The following is a 19,809-nucleotide window of genomic DNA, read 5'->3' on the forward strand; positions in this document are numbered from 1 at the left end:
CATTGGAGGCCACCACATTTCGTTACCTTTGCGGACCCGTTTCACGGGCCTTTTTACGCATGAAAAATATCAGGAATTTCTGCATCATCGCCCACATCGACCACGGTAAGAGTACCCTGGCCGACCGCCTGCTCCAAACCACCAACACGATCTCCGACCGCGACATGATGGACCAGGTGCTGGACGATATGGACCTGGAGCGCGAGAAGGGCATCACGATCAAGAGCCACGCCATCCAGATCAACTACAATTTCAAGGGTGAGAAATACGTTCTCAACCTGATCGATACGCCGGGTCACGTCGACTTCAGCTACGAGGTGAGCCGCGCGCTCGCCGCCTGCGAAGGCGCGCTGCTGCTGGTGGACGCCACACAGGGCATCCAGGCGCAGACCATCTCCAACCTGTACCTCGCACTGGAAAACGACCTGGAGATCATTCCCGTGATCAACAAGATCGATATGGATGGCGCGATGATCGAGGAGGTGAAAGACCAGATCATCGAGCTTATCGGCTGCAAGGCCGAAGACATCCTGCTCGCTTCCGGCCGCGCCGGCATCGGCATTGATGGTATCCTCGAAGCCATCGTGGAGCGCATCCCCGCTCCCAAGGGCGACCCCGAGGCACCGCTGCAGGCGCTCATCTTCGACTCCGTATTCAACTCCTTCCGCGGCATCATCGTATACTACCGCGTGCTCAACGGGACCATCCGCAGCGGCGAAAAAGTTCAGTTTGTCAGCACCGGACAGGAATACGAAGCCAGCGAAGTGGGTATCCTCAAGCTCAAACCCACGCCTACCAAAGAAGTACGCGCCGGCGACGTAGGCTATATCATTACCGGAATCAAGAATGCCAAGGAAGTCAAGGTGGGTGATACGCTCACAACGGCTTCGCGCCCCACGCAGGAAATGATCAAGGGCTTCCAGGAAGTAAAGCCGATGGTTTTCGCCGGCATCTTCCCGGTGGAAACCGACGCCTTTGAGGAACTGCGTGACTGCATGGAGAAGCTGCAACTCAACGACGCCTCGCTCACCTTCGAGCTGGAAACGTCGCAGGCACTCGGCTTCGGCTTCCGTTGCGGCTTCCTCGGACTGCTCCACATGGAGATCATCCAGGAGCGCCTCGAGCGCGAGTTCAACCAGACGGTGATCACGACGGTGCCCAACGTAAGCTTCATCGCCTACACCACGAAGGGAGAGAAGATCATTGTAAACAACCCCGCCGAGATGCCCGAGCCGGTGAAGACCGACCGCATCGAGGAGCCTTTTATCCGCGCCGAGATCATCACGAAGGGCGAATATATCGGCAACATCATGACGCTCTGCCTCGGCAAGCGCGGCATCCTCCTCAACCAGAGCTACCTCACCACCACACGCGTGGAGCTCATCTTCGAGATGCCGCTCACCGAGATCGTGTTCGACTTCTACGATAAGCTCAAGAGCCAGACCCGTGGCTATGCTTCGTTCGATTACCACCCGATCGGTTACCGCGAGGCCGACATTGTGAAGATGGATATCCTGCTCAACAACGATAAGGTGGATGCCCTGTCGGCACTCATTCACCGGAGCCGCTCGCAGGACTTCGGCCGCAAGCTGTGCGAGAAACTGAAGGAGCTCGTGCCGCGGCAGCAGTTCCAGATCGCCATCCAGGCCGCCGTTGGCGCCAAGATCCTGGCCCGCGAAAACATCTCGGCCATCCGCAAGGATGTAACCGCGAAGTGCTACGGTGGCGATATCTCGCGTAAGCGCAAGCTGCTCGAAAAGCAGAAGGAAGGTAAGAAGCGCATGCGCCAGATCGGCAACGTGGAAGTACCGCAGGAAGCGTTCCTCGCGGTGCTGAAGCTCGATGATTAAGCACCGGGGAAAAAAAATTCAAAAGTCAAAATTCAAAAGGCTAGCTACCGTCTTTTGAATTTTGACTTTTTACTTTTCTGATGAGGCCGTCCAGCCCTTGTAGGGATTCACGGCCAGCTGCGAATTGTAGTATTTCTTGATGCCGGTTACCTCTTCGCTGATGAAAGGAGGCAGCGCGAATGGCTCTTCCTCTTCCACGAGCTCGATCTCGGCAACGATAAGGCCGGCGTTGTCGCCCAGGAACACATCCACCTCCCAGATCTTTTCTTCGAAGGGAATGATGTAGCGCTGCTTGGCCACGACCGTTTCGCAGAAGCGGCTCAGGAGCTCTTCAGCCTCGGCCCTGGGTATCTCGAATTCGTATTCGGCGCGGCTGATGCCGATTGTCTTTCCTTTGATGGTGATATAGCCGGTATCGTCGGTTACCCGAACGCGGGCGGTTTTGACGAGATCCTTGAACAGGTAGCCCTGGCGCAGGTAGTGCGGGGCTTCTTTCGGGTAGGCGGCCCAGGCAGCGGGATCCACCAGGAATTTGCGCTCAATTTCAACAGCCATAGGTGCAAGATAGTTAGCGAAAACTGCGCCAGCACAGTTTGATCCGGCAGCGACTGTCTGCAAACAAAAATCCCGGCGGGATCCTGTTCGGGCCGCCGGGATTGGGGTCATTGATTCAAAAAAACTATTCGTCGTCCTTTTTCTTCGGAGGATTATTCTTGTCGGTATGTTGCTGGAGCTTGTCCTCGTTGATGTTTCCCTTCGCATCGAGGATCGGATCGCCCACGGGCGGCTTGCCCAGCAGCGGGTCTACGCCGGTCATGTCGACCTTGTAGTGAAAGACCTTGTCGATGTGCACCCACTTTCCTTTCTCCCATTTAAAGCCCTCCGAATCGCCGTCAGGGACCATCGTGTAGGGGAGATCGGTCTGGCCGGTTTCGGATACCAGGTGATCGAAGAGGATCAGCTTCTGGTCTTCGTCCCAGTTGGCGGCCACGTTGGCCTCGCGCTTGTAGGCAATCTCGAAGCGGTTGTGCTGGCGGCGCGCGACCGTGTCCTGCGAGAAGTCGAAGTAGTCGCCACCGAAGCGGGGCTGCCCGGCTTCATCGAAGGTCAGCACCTCGATCCACTTCCGCTTCACGGAGAAGCCGCGGTCGTCGATACCGAAAAGCGTATAGTAGGGCTTGCCGGCCCAGGTCGTCTTGATCAGGTTGTAATACACCGCGCCGATCCAGTTGGTACGGTCGCGCACGGAGTCTTCGGCAAACTCGGTGAATTCCGTCACATCGCGGAGGGGGATCAGCCTGAGCGAGCCATCGGCCGTGCGCATCTGGATTGCGCCGCGCTTGCGGGCCTGAACGGTCGGGATCGTCACCTGCCAGGTAAAAATGCGGAATGAGCTGTCGGGTGCATAGAGCTTCGACACGCCCATCACCTCATCAAACGGGAACAGGAAGGAATGCTTCACCTGCAGGCCGCGGATCAGCGTTTTTACAAACTGGCTGTCGCTGCGCAGGCGGCCGGAGGCAAGGGTGTCGGTGTAGATGTGCCGGGCAAGCTCCTTGAGCGTGTCTTCCTTCGCCCGCAGCACCTTGAGGTCGGCGGAAGCGATCTTCTGGGCCTGCAGTGCAGAGCTGCCGATCGCGATGAGTACTAAAACGAAGAGAACGGGTTTTTTCACGGAAGGACCTTTTGTGTCCACTAAGAACGGAAAAAGGGTTCAAAATATTTCTTAAGATTCGAGCGCCCGGGCAAAGTCAAGCAGTGTCGGGAAGAGGAGGTCGATATCGGGGTGCGGGTAAGCCTGGTCTGGATTGGTGGTGGTTACGAACACCGTATGTACACCGGCAGCCCGCCCGAATCGCATATCCGAAGGCTTGTTGCCGACCATAATGGTTTTGTTAAGATCGATCTCGGGGAACTCCGCGCGCGCCCGAAGCGCCATGCCGGGGTTCGGCTTCCGCTCAAAGCAGCGATCGTCTTTGTCTGTGCAATAGTAGATGGCATCGATGCGGCCGCCGGCGCCGCGGATCCCGTCGAGCAGCACGCTGTGCACATCGGCGAGGTCGGCTTCCGTCATCAGACCTTTACCCACACCGCGCTGGTTGCTGACCACCACGATCCGGCCGAAGCGGCGCGCCAGCAGCGGCATCGCCTCGAGTACACCGGCGCTGAAATGGAATTCACCCCGGTTCAGTACATAATAACCAACGCGCTCGTCGTTGAGCACGCCGTCGCGGTCAAGGAAGAGCGTCCAGCTGCTGTCTACACGGTGCAGTTCGAGCGGGGCGGGTGCGAGCTCGGTTTGTGCGCGCGCATAATCGGCCGGGATCCCGATATCGATGAAGTAGTGGTCCTGTATGCTTCCCGCGAGCGCGCCGCGCGCGGCAGCAGGTCCGAGAAAGTCGTGCTCGAATGAGAAGGCAGTTGGCCAGTCTTGCGCCAGGAAACGCCCTTTGTCCAAGAGGTACAAGCCGCCGTTGATCGTTCCTTCCGCGACCGGGGCTTTTTCACGGAAGGCTGTGATATGGTTGCCGGAAAGCAACACCGTGCCGTAGCGGTCGGGATGCGTCATGGGCTTGAGGGAAAGAGTACATTCGGCAGCGCTCGCTTCATGAACGGCTGCGAGCTTCGCAAGATCGGCGCGAAAAAGCGTGTCGGCATTGGTGACGCAAACGGTAGTCTCCTGCGCCGCGCCGAGCGCAAACGCAATAGCACCGCCCGTGCCGAGGGGCTCGTCTTCCACAACCGTCACGTAGGATAGCGTAGGGTAATTCTTCTCCAGGTAGGCAACCACCAGTTCCGACTTGTACCCGAGCGAAAACACGAAGCGCCCGATCCCCTGGCGCCGGAGGTTGTCGATCACGTAGCCGAGAAAGGGGCGGCCGGCTACGGGTGCCAGGCATTTCGGGAGGTCGGGAACAGCAGCCTGGAGCCTTGTTCCAAGTCCGCCGGCAAGAATGATGGCTTCGCGTACCCTCATGCCGTGGCGAAATAGATTTCTTCCACCAGCTGGCAGATGATGTGGCCGAGGAGAATATGGCTTTCCTGGATGCGGGGCGTGACCGTGGAGGGTACGTTAACGAGGTGATCGCTCATTCCTTTGAGCAGGCCGCCACCGGCGCCGGTAAAGGCAACGGTCAGAAGCCCCATTTCACGCGCGGATTCAAAGGCACGCACGATATTGGCGGAGTTGCCGGACGTGGAAAGACCCACCAGAATATCGCCCCTGCTTGTTATGCCTTCCACGAGGCGGGCGTAGATCACATCGAAGCTGTAATCGTTGGCGACGGCCGTCAGGTACGAGGTGTTGCAGTGCAGTGCTTCTGCCGGGAGCGCCTTGCGGTTTAAGTAGAAGCGGCCGCTGAATTCGGCAGCGAGATGCTGCGCGTCGGCCGCACTGCCGCCGTTGCCGCAAAACCAGATCCGGTTGCCAGCGCGCAGCGCCGCGACCATCGCATCGGTTATCGCCTGGACCGTTTGCAGCAGTTCGTCATTTTGCAGCACGAGTTGCTTTACATCGATCGAAGCCTGTACAAGTTCCCTGATCTTTTCCATGTGCCTCACTTGAGAACGCAAAGCTAACCCATTCGCTATTCTGTTGTTCGGCTGTTCCCTTGTTCTGTTGTTCTGCTGTTCAAATGGTCCAACTCTTCATCCCATGCTCGGTAAACTGGTAGGAGCGGGGCACGCCGCCGAAGCGCTCGAGGCTTTTGAGTACGTTGAATTTGCTGTTGCCGGGACAGTAGAAGATCATGAAGCCACCGCCGCCGGCACCGGAGATCTTGCCGCCCGTGGCGCCGGCTTTTCGAGCCGTGTCGTAGATCTCCTCCATCAGCGGGTTGCTGATGCCTTCGGCCATACGCCGCTTTTGCTGGTAGCCATAATCGAGAATATCACCGAGCTCGTGAATGCGCCCCATCAGCAGCGCCTCCTTCATCATCTGCGCCTGCTGCTTCAGCTGGTGCATCGCATCGATGGACACTTCATTGTTGGCTACAACATTCTGCGACTGCTGCTCGATGATTCGTGCCGACTCGCGGCTCGTGGACGTATAGTAAAGAAGTAGGTTGTTCTCGAGCTCGAAGAGGTAGTGCTGCTTGATCCGCAGCGGGTTGACGATCACCTTGTCGCCACTGTAAAACTCCATGAAGTTGACGCCCCCGAAGGTCGCGGCGTATTGATCCTGCTTGCCGCCGGCCCAGCGCAGGTCGTTGCGCTCGATGGCACAGGCATAGTGCGCGATGTCGTATTCGCCAAGGGGCAGGCGCATCATCTCCACGAAAGCACCAAGAATGGCCACCACAAGCGTTGAGGAGGTGCCGAGGCCGGAGCCTGCCGGCGCGTCGACGAAGGTGGAGAGCCGGAAGCCTGTGCGGATCGGACCGTAGTCGCGCTGCACGGCATTGTAGACGCCCTTGAGCAGGTCCTGGCGTCCATCAATGGGCAGGCTCGGGGCGAAGGCAAATTCCTGCCGCTCGCTCCGGTCGTTGGTTTCGAGGATGATCGTCGGCTCGCTCAGCGGCTCGATGCTTGCGTGGGCATAGAGCGAAATGGTGGCATTGAGAATGGTGCCGCCAAAGCGGTCGCTGTAGGGGCTGACATCGGTGCCGCCACCGGCGAGACCAATACGGAGCGGGGCTTTGCTGCGGTATATCATATTCAGATATCAAAAGTAAAACGTCAAAAGAACTTCGCCGGGCAATTCGTCAGTACGATAAACCGGCGATCCGGAACAGCGCGGAAGTAAGCCTGCTCCAGGCATATTTTTTCTTCTCCGCGCGGATCTGCGGCACAAAGAAATCCTCGCCCAGACGGTAACACTCGGCCACCGCCTCTGCGATCGACAGGGGCTCCGGCTCGCACACGATGCCGCAGCGGTGGTCGGGCACGAGGTCGGGGAGGCCGCCGACATTGGTGACCACCATCGGGCGCTCAAAGTAATAGGCGAGGGGCGTAACACCGCTTTGCGTGGCGCTCCGGTACGGCTGCACGATAAAGTCGGCGCTGCAGATGTAATAGCGGATCTCCGCATCGGCCATAAAACGCGTGTGAAGCAGCACACGGTCACGCAGGCCGTTGTTGTCGATCAGCGCCTGGTATTCCTTTTCATCCTCGTAAAACTCACCGGCCACGAGCAGCTTGATGCCACTGTCCTTCAAAGGTGCCTCGGCCATCGCGCTGAGCAACAGGTCCAGGCCCTTGTAGTGCCGGATAAATCCAAAGAACAGGATGATGCGGTCATCGTTTGCGAGCCCGAGATGCTGACGCGCCGCTTCCTTGCTCAGCTTTTCGCCAAACGAATCGTATAAGGGATGCGGCACGATTTCCGCGGGCTTGCCGGCTGCGAACGTCAGCAGGTCATTGTACACCTGCTGGCTCATGGTGATGAAGGCGTCGCAGGAAGGAAGGAAATATTTCGTGAACGGTTTGTCGAAGAAGCGCTGCTCGTGCGGCACCACGTTGTCGGCGATGCACACGATCCGGCTGTGCCCGTTGCGCCTGATCAGCCGGAGTATGGTACCCAGTGCCGGGCCGAAAAACGGCATCCAGTAACGCACCACGACAAGGTCGGGACGCTCGCGGCCCAGCAGCCGGCCCACCTTCACCCAGTTGAGCGGGTTGATGGAGTTGATCAGCGGCCGGATCCGGAGTCCTTCCGGCGCGGGCTCGTCGGTGAACTGCGATTTGCCGGGAAACAGGAAGTTGGGATACTGCAGCGAAAACGAGGCAATCGAGCACTCGTGGCCCTCCCGTAGAAATTCGGTAGCCAGTCGCTGGTTGAAGGTAGTGATGCCACCGCCACGAAGCGGGTGCGCCGGGCCGATGATCAGGACCTTCGCCATCAGAGCCCGGCTTTTTCTTCGATCAGGTAGGAGTTGCGTCCCGGTGCATTCCGCGCAATGAGCTCCGACACGAAGCCCGCCAGGAAGAGTTGCATGCCGATAACGAGAAAGGTCAATGCAAGGTAGAAGCCAGGCTTGTTGGTGAGCGACGACTCAGACGGGTTGGCGATCTTGGCGATGATCAGCGAAAGCGTTGTAATAAACCCAAGCAGGAAAAATACGGTGCCCCAGAGCCCGAAGAAGTGCATCGGGCGCTTGGAAAATTTTCCAACAAAGGAGATCGAGAGGAGATCAAGAAAGCCGTTGACAAAGCGCTCCCAGCCAAACTTCGTAACACCATATTTGCGGGCACGGTGCTCCACTACTTTCTCTCCGATCTTGCGAAAGCCGGCCCACTTGGCCAGTACGGGAATGTAGCGGTGCATCTCGCCGTAAACCTCAACGCTCTTCACCACCTTGCGGCGGTAGGCTTTGAGGCCGCAGTTGAAGTCGTGCAGGTAGATGCCCGACATTTTGCGCGTTGCGGCGTTAAAGAGCTTCGACGGAAGGTTCTTCGTCAGCTTGTTGTCGAAGCGCTTCTTTTTCCAGCCGCTGATCAGGTCATATTTTTCGTCGATGATAAGCCGGCGCAATTCAGGTATCTCGTCGGGTGAATCCTGCAGGTCGGCGTCCATCGTAATGATGACGTCGCCTTCAGCAGCCTTGAAGCCCTCGTTGAGCGCGGCCGACTTGCCGTAGTTACGCTGGAAGCGGATGCCCTTCAGGTGCGGGTTGGCGGCGCGCAGCTCGGTGATGACCTCCCAGGAACGATCGGTGCTGCCATCGTCTACCAGGATCACCTCGTAGCTGTAGCCGTTGGCATCGCACACACGGCGGATCCAGTCGGTGAGCTCGGGCAGCGACTCGTCTTCATTGAACAGCGGTACGACGATGGAAAGGTCCATGTATCAGATCGATTTTGTTTTCCGGGTACCGATGGCCGCTGCGATGAGCGAAGCGATGGCGCCGGGGATGATGTTCAGGAAAATATAGATGGTAGCGAGGCGCTGGAGGAAGTGGGTGTCCCAATCCTGCACGGCGCGGTTGATCGCTTCGTCGTCCATACCGCTCGATTTGCGGTCGGCCGACTTCAGTAAGGTATCAAGCAAGAGGTCTTTGTATTGCGGGAATGCCTTGAAGAAAACGACGACAAACAGGAGCATGATCACCGTGACGACTGCCGTGATGCGGAAGCCATAGGCGAAATTGTTACCGAACGTGTTGGTCGGGTTGGCGGTTGCATGCTGGTACACATTGTAGATGACGCCCACAACGAGCGGCAGGCTGGCGGTCAGCAGCAGCACCGGGTTGAGGGCCTGGCCCCGTACGTGGATCCAGCAGTGGATGCCGATCATCACGATCGCGATGAGCAGGGCAGGACGAATGTGCGCGTTCTTTCGGGTAGCCTCCATAAGCAGTTAAAAAGTGTTCAAAAATACAGCGCCGGGTCCAATAATGCCGAGTACTTGTCCGGCAAGCGTTTCATCGAACAACGGTGAGTTGGCGGAGCGGCTCCGGTTGCCGGTTTTCGTGAACCTCGTTTGGCCGCTTTTGCTGAACAGCGTGCAGCAAGCCGGCGCGCCCTCCCGGATGCCGGCATCGGGTAGCCCGAAGATGCGGCGCGCATTGCCGCCGAAGAGTGCGGCGAGCTGCGAGGCACCAAGCGCGGGCAACGCGGTGCATACAGCTGCGAACGCAGTCTGCAGCCCGATAGCGCCCGGCGCCGCGGCTTCGAATTCCACGATCTTATGGTCACTGTCCTGCGGCAGGTGGTGGCTGGCGATGCAATCCACCGTGCCGTCGAGCACTGCCGCACGGAGTGCGTCGCGGTCGGCAGCAGTACGCAGGGGCGGCGTGAGCTTGAAGTTTGTATCGTAATCGCGGAGGTCTTCTTCCGTAAACAGAAGATGCAGGGGTGTCACCGAGCAGGTCACCGGGAGGCCTTCGGCTTTAGCGGCGCGTATGCGCGCAACGGAGCCGGTGCAGGAAATGCCTGTAAGATGAAGTCGCGCGCCGGTGTAGCGAACGAGCTCGATGTCGCGGGCAACCATCAGCTCCTCGGCAAGCGCGGGACGGCCGGGCAGGCCAAGCTGTGTGGAAACAATACCCTCGTGCATGAGCCCGCCGGGGTTGAACGACCGGTCGTCGGGCAGCTGCACAACAGGCGCATCGATGGCGAGCACATATTGGAGCGCCTTGAGCAGGATCCCGCCCGATTGAACCGGGTTCAATCCATCAGTAAAGGCTTTCGCGCCGGAGGCATACATGTCGTACAGTTCCGCGAGTTCCCTGCCTTCGGTATTGCGTGTCAGCGCACCCATCGGATGCAGGCGAACGGGAAGCTGCCTGCTTTTTTGGGTGATGTATTCCACCGACGCTTTGTTATGCACGCAGGGCGATGTGTTGGGCAGCAGCAGCACGTCGGTGTAGCCACCGGCGGCAGCCGCGGCAACGCCGCTCTCGAGCGTCTCGCGCTGCTCCTGGCCGGGGTCGCAGAACTGCGCAAACAGGTCGACAAAACCGGGTGCGATACAAAGTCCGGGAATGTCGATGACCTGCGTATGGGGCTGGGCGTCAGCAGCACCGATGCGGATGCGGCCGCCATCGATGGCGATATCGCTGCGTTGTGCGTGAAGGGGTGAAGCAGGGTCGACAACGGTCACCTGCCGGAGAAGGATTTCCATGACGCGGCTAAGATAGGAAAGGCCGTAGGGCTTTGTGCCAGTAGTTTTGCAGCAGCCGGCTTCAGGGTCCGTGGTCAGCGCGCGCAGGGCACCGGAAAATGAAAATATTTTATGGAATAGTGCCTTGAATTCCTTTATTTTGCTGCTCCGAAACCGGTTCCTGCAACACATGCGTTGCCAGCAGGGCCGGGGTGAGTTTCGCTTCCGCGAAGTTCATCGATCGGGATGTAGCGCAGCCCGGTAGCGCGCTTCGTTCGGGACGAAGAGGCCGCTGGTTCGAATCCAGTCATCCCGACACTGCCCGCCAAGCTCCTGGAGCGATGGCGGGCTTTTTTTATGCCTTCCTCCCTGACATTACTCTTGCAAGAGCATGGCAAAAGAAAACCGGCAGGGCACTAAACGAAACCGGGCAATAAGCACCGGGCAGAAACGTCCTCCAGCGAACAAAGATTTCTGTAGATGCTGCGCTCCATCAATGAATCCGCTGGGTAATTTGCCTCATGATGCAGAAGCATTCTACCATGGCCATTACCGGCTTGCTGGTTTGCCTGGCCGCGCGAGGCCAGGATAGCACAAGTGTTTCGTACAGTGGGTATGCCGAAGTATACTACGTTCTCGACTTTGCCCGTCCTCCGGCGCACACGCGGCCGCTTTTCGTGTACAGTCATAATCGAACGGGGGAGGCCAATCTGAACCTTGGGTTTGTAAAAGCTGCCTATGCCTCGACCAGGGTTAGGGGCAACCTGGCGTTGATGGCAGGCACCTACAGCAACGCGAACCTGGCAAATGAGCCGGGGGTACTGCGCACCGTGCTGGAAGGGAACGTTGGCGCAAGGGTCAGCAAGCAGCACCAGGTCTGGGTCGATGCGGGGATCATGCCGTCGCACATCGGGTTCGAGAGCGCGGTGGGGAAGGACAACTGGACACTCACGCGAAGTGTTGCGGCGGACAACTCCCCGTACTTCGAAGCGGGTGTGCGGGTATCGTACAGCAGCAAGAATCAACAATGGTTTGCGGCGGTTTTTTTGTTGAATGGCTGGCAACGGATTCAACGGCTAAGTGGGAGCCACACGCCTTCGTTCGGCACCCAAGTGACCTTTAAACCAACGGCTACGGTTACCTTGAACTCCAGCACATTTATCGGAAGTGATCAGCCCGACAGCCTGCGGAGGATGCGCTATTTTCATAACCTGTATGGAATTATCCAACTGAGTAAGCTTTTCGGAATTACGATGGGCCTCGACGCAGGCCTGGAGCAGGCTCGGAAAGGCAGCAGATCGTTTAACGTCTGGTATGCGCCTGTTGTCATTGTACGGACGCGCATCGCCCAACAAAAGACCATTTCCGTACGCGCTGAATACTATAGTGATCCGGCTGGCGTGATCGTTAGTAGCAGCGGTCTGCCTTTCCGCGTGTGGGGCTTGTCTTCCAACCTGGACTGGGACATAGCTCCGAACCTGCTTTGGCGGGTAGAAGCAAAATGGTTGCGCGGGCAGACAGCCGTTTTTCAGCGGCATGACGGGGCATACGATCGAGCCAACTGGACGGCCGCGACCGCTTTCTGCTTTTCGTTCTAACAGATCAAGTCCAGCTTCCCATCACGCACAATACTTAGTTGCATGCAACATGCGCTACCGGGCATAAAAAAAGCCCTGAATTTCTTCAGAGCTTTCTTTCGTTCGTCGGGTGGACTGGATTGACTTCGTCGAACTTCGTTTCGAACCAGCGACCCTCCCGCATGAAGGCGGGATGCGCACCGGCATAAAAAAAAGCCCTGAATTTCTTCAGAGCTTTCTTTCGTTCGTCGGGTGGACTGGATTGACTTCGTCGAACTTCGTTTCGAACCAGCGATCCTCCCGCCCGAAGGCGGGATGCGCTACCGGGCATAAAAAAAGCCCTGAATTTCTTCAGAGCTTTCTTTCGTTCGTCGGGTGGACTGGATTGACTTCGTCGAACTTCGTTTCGAACCAGCGACCCTCCCGCCCGAAGGCGGGATGCGCTACCGGGCATAAAAAAAGCCCTGAATTTCTTCAGAGCTTTCTTTCGTTCGTCGGGTGGACTGGATTCGAACCAGCGACCCCTTGCACCCCATGCAAGTGCGCTACCGGGCTGCGCCACCACCCGAACCGGGTTTCATCAAAACGCCTTGCGTTGTTTCAATGACGGGGTGCAAATTTAGGGATTTTCGGTAATAAAAGTTTCCGGCGAAAGATTTTCTTTGCAGCGATATGACCAACGAACGCCGAAGCAAGATCGAAGCCGTGCTGGCCAGGCGCCAGGGCAACATCACCGTGGTACTCGAGAACGTGTTCGACCCGCACAACATTTCCGCCGTGATGCGTAGCTGCGATGCCGTAGGCGTGCAGGAGATCTACGTGCTCAACACGAAGATCCCGCGGCACAAGAAGTGGGGCGACCGCAGCTCCAGCAGCGCCAACAAATGGCTCACGGTGCACCAGTTTACCGATGCCGCCGCCTGCTTCGCGGAGCTTCGGAGCAAGTACACCCGCATTTTAACAACGCACCTCAGTACCGATGCCGTAAGTTTATACGAGACGGACCTCACTGTGCCAACGGCCCTCGTATTCGGTAACGAGCATGCGGGCGTAAGCGACGAGTTCCGTACTATGGCCGACGGTAACTTTATCATCCCGCAGGTGGGCATGATCCAGTCGCTGAACATCAGCGTTGCCTGCGCGGTAACGCTTTACGAGGCGTACCGTCAGAAAAGCCTTGCCGGGCATTACTCCGGATCGGGCCTGCGCACGGAGCTCCAGGCCTCACTTGCACAACAATGGGGATTATATGAAGACAATACGGATTAACCTGCTGATCGTTCTGCTGTTCGCCCTTACCGCGGGAGCGGCTGCCCAGGCGTCTATACCAAGGTGGAAGATCGCCGACCTTGAACGGTATATGGACACGACAACCGCGCCCACCGTGATCAATTTCTGGGCAACATTCTGCAAGCCCTGTGTTGCGGAAATACCCTATTTCCAGGAGCTGGCGGCGAAATACCCGTCAAACGGCGTGCGCCTGTTGCTGGTGAGCCTCGACCTGCCGGAGGACTACAAAAAGATCGGCGCATTCGCGCAAAAGCGCAAGATCACGGGGCCCATCGTATTCCTCGACGAAAGCAATGCCGATGTATTCTGCCCGAAGGTGGACCAGGGCTGGTCGGGCGCCATTCCGGGCACGCTGTTCCTGAACAAGCGCCTGGGCTACCGGCACTTTGTTGACGAGTCGCTTTCGCGCGCGCAGCTGGAAGCCGGCATACGGAAGATGATCGATTCTGATCAATAAAAAAGTCCCGCCGTTGTGCGGGACTTTTCCTGCATCCATCTCGAGTTAAAGCCGCTTGATGCTGCAGCCTACCGAGCGGGTGGTCTTGACGGTGACTTCCTTTCCAGTCACAAGTTCATCGATGGCGGCCTGGAGGTGCTTGCGGCTTACAGCTTCCGGGTTCCCGGGATTATCGTCGATAGCGCCATGGTACACGAGCTTGCTGTCTTTATCGAAGAGAAAGCATTCGGGCGTGCGGGTAGCGCCGAACGCATCGGCCAGCTCGGAGTTTTTATCCAGCACATAACTCCACTTGTAGCCCTGCTCTTTTGCATACGCTTTCATCGCGTCGAACGAATCGTCGCTGCTGCGCTGCGCTTCGTTGGAGTTGATGAGCACGACACCCAGCTTACGTGCCTGGGCATAGGTGCCGATGTCGCGCGTGCGTAGCTGGTTCTTCACTACAAAGGGGCAGGTATTGCAGCTGAACATCACAAGAAGTCCGTTCGCCCCGCGTGCCTCCTGGAGCGTCAGCATTTTGCCACTGATATCCGGAAGCTTCACATCAGCCTTGGGCAGGGGCGAGCCGATGGGTAATTCGCTGGGGCTGCGGAACGCGCACAGGGCTGCAAAGGCCAGCAGGAACAGCATAACAGGAATCTTTTTCATGTACCGGGGGTTTAACTGCTTCTAATTTCGGTAACCTGCCGTTGCCACAGGTCCCGCTCATGGAATAAAATTCAGGAAAGGAGGTCCTCGTGCGGCGCATTCTGCGACAGCTCATCCTGCTCGCGCTCGCGTTTCAGGTTGACAAGTGTGACGTTGAGCTCGAAACCGATCAGCAACACCAGTGCATTGACGAAGATGAGCGACATCAGGATGAACACTGCGCTGATGGATCCGTACAGCTTGTTGTAATTGGAAAAGTTGTTGGCCCAGAAAGTAACGAGCGTGGTGGCCAGTACCATCAGCGACGTGGCGAAAATCGAACCGGGTGTTACGAAGGGCCATTTTTTCGTCACCGCGGGGCCGTGCCGGTAAATGAACGACACCGACCAGAAGGCGAGGACGATGATCACGATCCATCGGGTGTTGGCGATGATGCCGCGCACATGGATGTTGCGGATGCCGACCCACTTGAGCACCGCTCCCTGCGCCACGAGCAGCACGATGCAGGTGAAGATAGTAAAGAAGAAGATCATCGTGAGGCGCAGGGCCGTCTTGCGTTTCTGGAGCCCGGTCGGCTTGCGGAAGCCCTCGTAATTCTTATCAAAGGACCGCAGGATTCCCATCATGGCGTTGCTCGAAAAGAACATCGCCATCAAGAGGCCAAAGGAAAGCAGCCCGTTGCGCGGCCGCTGCAGGAAGTCACGGAGAAAGCCGATGATGACCGAGTTATTCCGCTCGCCCGGAACGATGTCGCGGATAATGCCGAACAGCTCGCGGGTAAACTGCCTCGAGATCGGCAGCAGCGGTACGAGCGTGAACAGGAAAAGCACCGTCGGCGGGATGGCCATGAATACGTTGAAGGAGATGGCCGCGGCACGCTCGGGAAGGCTGGTGCGCTTTAGTTGCCGGAAAAAGGCGCGGGAGATATCAAACAGCGTGAAGTCGCGGATACCCGGCACATAAGCATGCTTGCTGCCCTCGATCACCGAGCGGAGCGGGCGCGTCATCTGGCTGCGGATATGAGTTTTTTCGCGCATCAGGGGCGGGTTCCGTTTTTGGCTGCCTCACGGCGGTTCAGCTCCGCCTGGTAAGCATGGGCTTTTTGCAGGTGCTCCTCGTAGGAAGCACTGAAGACGTGCGTCATGCTGAAGTCGGGGTTGGCCACAAAATAGAGGTAATCGGTCTTGGGCGAATCCAGCACGGCATCGATCGTCTTCCGGCCCGGTGTGCAGATCGGGCCGGGAGGCAGGCCGCGGTTGCGGTACGTGTTATAAGGCGATTCCACGCGTGTGTACTTCTCGTAGATCCTTGTGAGGGAAAAGTCGTTGAGGGCAAACTTGACCGTCGGATCGGCCTGCAGCGGCATTCCCCTGGCGAGCCGGTTGAGGTATACGCTCGTGATATTTCCCTTTTCGGATTGCTCGTTGGTCTCTTCCTCAACAATGGAGGCGAGAATATAGGCTTCTTCCGGCGAGAGGCCATGGGCCTTGGCTTTCGCGATGCGCTCCTTTGTCCAGTAGCCCGCCGACACATCGGCAAATTTGCGGAGTATCTCGCGGGGGCCGTTGGTCCAATAGTACGTGTACGTATCGGGGAGGATGAGTGTGAGGGCGCGCTCGGGCTCCGTTTTGAAGGCCCGGAGCGAATCGGGGTTGTCGAGGAAGCGCATCATCGTTGCCGAGTCCATCTCGAACTTGGCGCCGCACATTTTCGCGAGGTCAGCACGGGTGCGGAGCTTGTTGATGGTGAGCTTAACCGGTGTCTGCGCGCCGTTGCGGAGGGTCCGGATCATCCGGTAAACGCTTGTACCGGCCGGGAACTCGTACTTGCCGGGGCGCACATGCTCCCAATAGCCGAGGCGGGAGGCGATCCAGTCGAAGAGCCGCGGGCTGCTGACGATGTCATTCTTGTCCAGCGAATCGAGCACCGCGCTGCGGGTGGCCGCACGCGTGGAAATGTACAGTGTCGCGCGCCTGGTACCGAAGCCCGTACCGGAGCCAAACAGGAGCCAGGCAGCCACAAGGGCGCCCAGGAACAATATACCGAATACAACGAGAAAGATCCGTCTCATACCTGGGTAAAGTAAATGAAAAAACCCTGCCGCTGTGGCAGGGCTTGTCCTAAGATTATGTTAGTGCCTGTCTGCCTTACTTCACAGGGGCAGGAGCGGGGGTGGTCGTGTTGGCGGGACGCGAATTCACGGGGCCGTTGCCGATGGGGTCGAGGCGGCTGTCCGACTGGCGGCCGTTGATAAAGAAGGTGGAGGTGAGGCACAGTACAGCGATCAGCGCGGCGAACACCCAGGTACCTTTTTCGAGCACGTCGGTCGTTTGCTTGACACCCATGAACTGGTTGCTGAGGCCGCCGACATTACCGGCGAGGCCCCCGCCTTTGGGGTTTTGTACCAGGACGAAGAAGCCGAGGATCACACTGGCCAGGATAATCAGTATCAGAAACAAGGTGGTCATAAAGCGTTGTTAAGCGTTGAGGCTGTTTATTTTGTCGGCAAAATAAGCACTTTTTGCGGGATGGAGCAAACTTAATTTGCGGTAGATCTCGGCCGCTTTCCGCTTGTTTCCCTGTTTCAGCCACACTTCCGCCATCGATTCGGTAACGATCTCGGCTTCTTTTACCGAGTGGTCGGCCAGGTTCTCCACACCGGCCTCGGTACGGGAATCGAGTGGGGCGCTCGTCTCGGGCGTAATGCGTTTCATCGTCTTCAGCCAGTCGGTGAAGCTTTTGAGCTGCTTGCCGAACTTATCCTTGCCGGCTTCTTCCAGCGACAATTTGATCCCCTGGGAGGCAAAGTAGTCCACCGCGTGGTAGGGTTCGAAGCTCAGACCGCCCTCGGGAGGCGCGTTGAGGTCGATGGCGGCGAGGGAGGGAACGGGACGCTCTGCTGCATCCCCGCTTTCAGGAACCCGGGGCTCTTCAGACGCCGGCAATTCGTCGAGCACATCCACCTCGTGCTCCTCGATCGAGGTCGGCTCTTCCGGCACTTCGGCCGGCCTGCTGTCCGGTACCTCAGCGACTACGTCGTCGGCAAGATCGGGGCGGTTCAGGAAAAACTCGAAGGAAACGGGGTCGTGGAAATAGAGCTGCGCTTTCTGGTATTCCTTGCAGTATTCCTCGGTTGCGGGATCGAACTTCCGGAGCAGGAGAAAATGCGCCGGCGCGAAGTAGGGGTATTGCGCCGTCAGTTGCTGCAACTCTTCGGCGCTGCAATCAGCAAAAGACTTCTGGAAAAGCGATTCGGAAAGGCGGTTCATCGGCGCTGCCATGCCGCCAAATTACCACAACTTACCAATTGGAGAACAGGCGGTTGAAAATATCGTCCGACAGGCCGCTGAGCATCTGGTCGAGCAATTGCGCCTCGGCCTGCTGCAGCGAAAGGTTGGCCGAGAAATCGAAACTGCGCGAGATCGTTTGCTCCTGCGGCACCGAGTTGGGGTTGCGGTTGTTGGTAAGGCTCATTCGTACCGTAACGGTGAGGCGGTTCAGCGTGCTCGTGCTGTTGTTGCCGACGCCCGACGTACTCACCGAATAGTCGGTGACCGTGGCATTGACGTCGTAGTCCGCGCGGTCGTCGTTGGTGAGGTTAAGGCGCGTCTGGTTCAGCACCTTCCGCCGCAGGCGCTCCGTCAGGTTCGGGGCCAGCTGCGGGTTGATGTAGGGCGCCGCGTTCTCGATCTTCTGCACCCGGATTGTCTTGATGGTATCGGGTATCGACACGTCGCGGAAGCTGTACACGCCGCAGCCACTGTTGGCGGTTCCGAAGAATGCCAGCACGGCGACGAGGAGGAGCGGGAGCGATAGTTTCTTGAGAAGGTGCATGGCTGTAAAAATAAACTAATCTGCTAGTCTGCTGATGGGCAAGTCTGCTAATGAACTGCTAAGGTGCTTAAGGAGGCCTTAGCGGGCTTCAGTATCCGCCCGCCAGGGATTGCTTCGCTTCGCTCGCAATGACGTTTTAAAGACAGGACGTTTCCTAATAAGTGGCCTCTGTGCCCACCCGGAAGGGATTGCTTCGCTTCGCTCGCAATGACAGTTGGAGGCGACCGATTGCTTCGCTGCGCTCGCAATGACGTTCCAGGAAGGAGAAAGACGTTTCAGAACGGACAATAAACATTTCAAGGGCGATCATTAGCAGACTAGCAGACTGCCCCATTAGCAGATTAACTTATTCGTCGATATTATACTCCTTCAGCTTCCGGTACAGCGTCCGCTCGCTGATGCCCAGGTCGGAGGCGGCGTCCTTGCGCTTGTTCTTGTGCTTTTTGAGTGCTTTGATAATGAGCTCCTTTTCCTTGTCCATGATGTTGAGGCTTTCCTCTACTTCCTCATGCTGGTGAATGTCGTCATGAAGGATCACGGGTTGTACCGGGATGCCCCCGGTATGCGGAACGAGCACGGGTTGCAGCGGACCGTCTTCGCGGTGCAGCGAGGCACCCCCATGCGTCGATTGCATTTCCTGGAGCTCGCGGAACAGACCGGGATGCTGCGAAGCCGCGCCGGGGTTCTGGATGATCTCGGCCATCAGCTTCTTCAGCTCCGTCACATCGCGCTTCATGTCGAAAAACAGCTTGTAGAGAATCTCGCGCTCGTTGCTGAACTCACCGCCGCCGCCCGTCTGCGTGGCCAATACAGGCAGCCTGTTCATATTCGCCTCGGGGAGAAAGCGCTCGAGCTCCTTGGCTGTCACCTGCTTGTCGGAGGCCAGTACGGAGATCTGCTCGGCGATGTTTTTCAGCTCGCGCACGTTGCCCGGCCAGGTGTATTGCATGATGCGATGGCGCGCGCCCTCGTCGAGCTGCACGGGCGTCGTCTTGTAGCGCTCGGCAAAGTCGACCACGAACTTGCGGAACAGCAGCGGGATATCTTCCTTGCGGTCGCGGAGGGCCGGCACGCGGATGGGCACCGTGTTGAGGCGGTAGTAAAGGTCTTCGCGAAATTTCCCGGCCTGCACCTGTTGCAGCAGGTCGCGGTTGGTGGCGGCGATGACGCGCACATCGGTCTTCACCACCTTCGAGGAGCCGACGCGGATGAACTCACCGGTTTCAAGCACCCGCAGCAGGCGGGCCTGCGTGCCAAGCGGCATTTCGCCGATCTCGTCGAGGAAGATCGTGCCGCCGTTGACGGTTTCGAAGTATCCCTTCCGGCCGTCGACGGCGCCCGTGAAGGAGCCCTTTTCGTGGCCGAACAATTCGGAGTCGATGGTACCCTCGGGGATGGCGCCGCAGTTGACCGCGATAAAGGGGTTGTGCTTGCGCGCCGAGAGCGAGTGAATGATATGCGAGAAGGCTTCCTTGCCCACGCCGCTTTCGCCGTTGATCAGTACCGTGAGGTCGGTATTGGATACCTGCACGGCTACCTGCAGGGCGTAGTTGAGGGCGGGGGAGTTGCCGATAATGCCAAAGCGGTTCTTGATCGATTGAGGGTCCATGC

20 protein-coding genes and 2 tRNA genes are annotated in these 19,809 nt (G+C 58.0%); 5 read left to right on the forward strand and 17 right to left on the reverse strand.

The features are described from left to right. Positions 1-59: 59 nt before the first annotated feature. Positions 60-1,850: an elongation factor 4 gene (gene lepA, locus ACYU7Z_RS03415; protein ID WP_460567379.1), complete on the forward strand. Its 1,791-nt coding sequence runs from the start codon at positions 60-62 to the stop codon at positions 1,848-1,850. Between the two features lie 69 nt (positions 1,851-1,919). On the opposite strand, the gene ACYU7Z_RS03420 is transcribed toward lepA, so the two are convergent. From ACYU7Z_RS03420 to ACYU7Z_RS03460, 9 genes are all read right to left on the reverse strand, one after another. After that, positions 1,920-2,405, reverse strand: a complete 486-nt coding sequence (locus ACYU7Z_RS03420; protein ID WP_460567381.1) for a CYTH domain-containing protein — start codon at positions 2,403-2,405, stop codon at positions 1,920-1,922. A 124-nt stretch (positions 2,406-2,529) separates the two neighbouring features. Then, the gene (locus ACYU7Z_RS03425) at positions 2,530-3,525 is read right to left on the reverse strand and encodes a hypothetical protein (RefSeq protein ID WP_460567383.1); all 996 of its coding nucleotides are present in this window, start codon (positions 3,523-3,525) and stop codon (positions 2,530-2,532) included. A gap of 51 nt (positions 3,526-3,576) precedes the next feature. Then, positions 3,577-4,827, reverse strand: coding sequence for an HAD-IIIA family hydrolase (locus tag ACYU7Z_RS03430; protein WP_460567385.1), 1,251 nt, complete (start codon positions 4,825-4,827; stop codon positions 3,577-3,579). Next, the gene (locus ACYU7Z_RS03435; RefSeq protein WP_460567387.1) at positions 4,824-5,402 is read right to left on the reverse strand and encodes a D-sedoheptulose-7-phosphate isomerase; all 579 of its coding nucleotides are present in this window, start codon (positions 5,400-5,402) and stop codon (positions 4,824-4,826) included. Before ACYU7Z_RS03435 ends, ACYU7Z_RS03430 begins: the two co-directional genes overlap by 4 nt. Positions 5,403-5,481: 79 nt before the next feature. Next, a complete protein-coding gene (locus tag ACYU7Z_RS03440) occupies positions 5,482-6,504 on the reverse strand; it encodes a GHMP family kinase ATP-binding protein (protein WP_460567389.1) in 1,023 nt (340 codons plus the stop codon). Between the two features lie 49 nt (positions 6,505-6,553). Beyond that, on the reverse strand, positions 6,554-7,690 hold the full coding sequence (locus ACYU7Z_RS03445) for a glycosyltransferase family protein (protein ID WP_460567391.1): 1,137 nt from the start codon (positions 7,688-7,690) through the stop codon (positions 6,554-6,556). Next, positions 7,690-8,634, reverse strand: a complete 945-nt coding sequence (locus ACYU7Z_RS03450) for a glycosyltransferase family 2 protein (RefSeq protein ID WP_460567393.1) — start codon at positions 8,632-8,634, stop codon at positions 7,690-7,692. The genes ACYU7Z_RS03445 and ACYU7Z_RS03450 overlap by 1 nt, the downstream gene beginning before the upstream one ends. 3 nt (positions 8,635-8,637) lie before the next feature. Continuing rightward, positions 8,638-9,141, reverse strand: coding sequence for a DUF4199 family protein (locus tag ACYU7Z_RS03455; protein WP_460567395.1), 504 nt, complete (start codon positions 9,139-9,141; stop codon positions 8,638-8,640). Between the two features lie 6 nt (positions 9,142-9,147). Beyond that, positions 9,148-10,413: a dihydroorotase gene (locus tag ACYU7Z_RS03460; protein WP_460567397.1), complete on the reverse strand. Its 1,266-nt coding sequence runs from the start codon at positions 10,411-10,413 to the stop codon at positions 9,148-9,150. 221 nt (positions 10,414-10,634) lie between these two features. Here ACYU7Z_RS03460 and ACYU7Z_RS03465 point away from each other — a divergent pair. After that, a tRNA-Pro gene (locus ACYU7Z_RS03465) sits at positions 10,635-10,708 on the forward strand. Positions 10,709-10,913: 205 nt separating this feature from the next. Further along, positions 10,914-11,990: a porin gene (locus ACYU7Z_RS03470; RefSeq protein ID WP_460567399.1), complete on the forward strand. Its 1,077-nt coding sequence runs from the start codon at positions 10,914-10,916 to the stop codon at positions 11,988-11,990. 473 nt (positions 11,991-12,463) lie between these two features. Here ACYU7Z_RS03470 and ACYU7Z_RS03475 read toward each other — a convergent pair. Beyond that, positions 12,464-12,537: transfer RNA gene (locus ACYU7Z_RS03475), tRNA-Pro, on the reverse strand. A 104-nt stretch (positions 12,538-12,641) separates the two neighbouring features. Between ACYU7Z_RS03475 and ACYU7Z_RS03480 the strand changes: the two genes are divergently transcribed. After that, a complete protein-coding gene (locus tag ACYU7Z_RS03480; RefSeq protein WP_460567401.1) occupies positions 12,642-13,238 on the forward strand; it encodes a TrmH family RNA methyltransferase in 597 nt (198 codons plus the stop codon). Then, positions 13,219-13,716 carry a TlpA disulfide reductase family protein gene (locus tag ACYU7Z_RS03485; RefSeq protein WP_460567403.1) on the forward strand — a complete coding sequence of 166 codons (498 nt, stop codon included), beginning with the start codon at positions 13,219-13,221 and terminating at the stop codon, positions 13,714-13,716. Before ACYU7Z_RS03480 ends, ACYU7Z_RS03485 begins: the two co-directional genes overlap by 20 nt. Positions 13,717-13,761: 45 nt before the next feature. On the opposite strand, the gene ACYU7Z_RS03490 is transcribed toward ACYU7Z_RS03485, so the two are convergent. The 7 genes from ACYU7Z_RS03490 to ACYU7Z_RS03520 form a co-directional block, all read right to left on the reverse strand. After that, positions 13,762-14,364 carry a thioredoxin family protein gene (locus ACYU7Z_RS03490; RefSeq protein ID WP_460567405.1) on the reverse strand — a complete coding sequence of 201 codons (603 nt, stop codon included), beginning with the start codon at positions 14,362-14,364 and terminating at the stop codon, positions 13,762-13,764. 71 nt (positions 14,365-14,435) lie between these two features. After that, positions 14,436-15,401, reverse strand: coding sequence for a YihY/virulence factor BrkB family protein (locus ACYU7Z_RS03495; RefSeq protein WP_460567407.1), 966 nt, complete (start codon positions 15,399-15,401; stop codon positions 14,436-14,438). Continuing rightward, positions 15,401-16,435, reverse strand: a complete 1,035-nt coding sequence (gene mltG, locus ACYU7Z_RS03500) for an endolytic transglycosylase MltG (RefSeq protein ID WP_460567409.1) — start codon at positions 16,433-16,435, stop codon at positions 15,401-15,403. Before mltG ends, ACYU7Z_RS03495 begins: the two co-directional genes overlap by 1 nt. A gap of 76 nt (positions 16,436-16,511) precedes the next feature. Then, complete coding sequence (gene secG, locus ACYU7Z_RS03505; protein WP_460567411.1) at positions 16,512-16,832, reverse strand: preprotein translocase subunit SecG; 321 nt, start codon at positions 16,830-16,832, stop codon at positions 16,512-16,514. A gap of 9 nt (positions 16,833-16,841) precedes the next feature. After that, the gene (locus tag ACYU7Z_RS03510) at positions 16,842-17,645 is read right to left on the reverse strand and encodes a hypothetical protein (protein WP_460567413.1); all 804 of its coding nucleotides are present in this window, start codon (positions 17,643-17,645) and stop codon (positions 16,842-16,844) included. Positions 17,646-17,664: 19 nt separating this feature from the next. After that, positions 17,665-18,198, reverse strand: a complete 534-nt coding sequence (locus ACYU7Z_RS03515) for an LptE family protein (protein ID WP_460567415.1) — start codon at positions 18,196-18,198, stop codon at positions 17,665-17,667. Between the two features lie 346 nt (positions 18,199-18,544). Next, complete coding sequence (locus tag ACYU7Z_RS03520) at positions 18,545-19,807, reverse strand: sigma-54 interaction domain-containing protein (protein ID WP_460567417.1); 1,263 nt, start codon at positions 19,805-19,807, stop codon at positions 18,545-18,547. Positions 19,808-19,809 lie beyond the last annotated feature (2 nt).

The organism is Flaviaestuariibacter terrae (assembly GCF_054777635.1).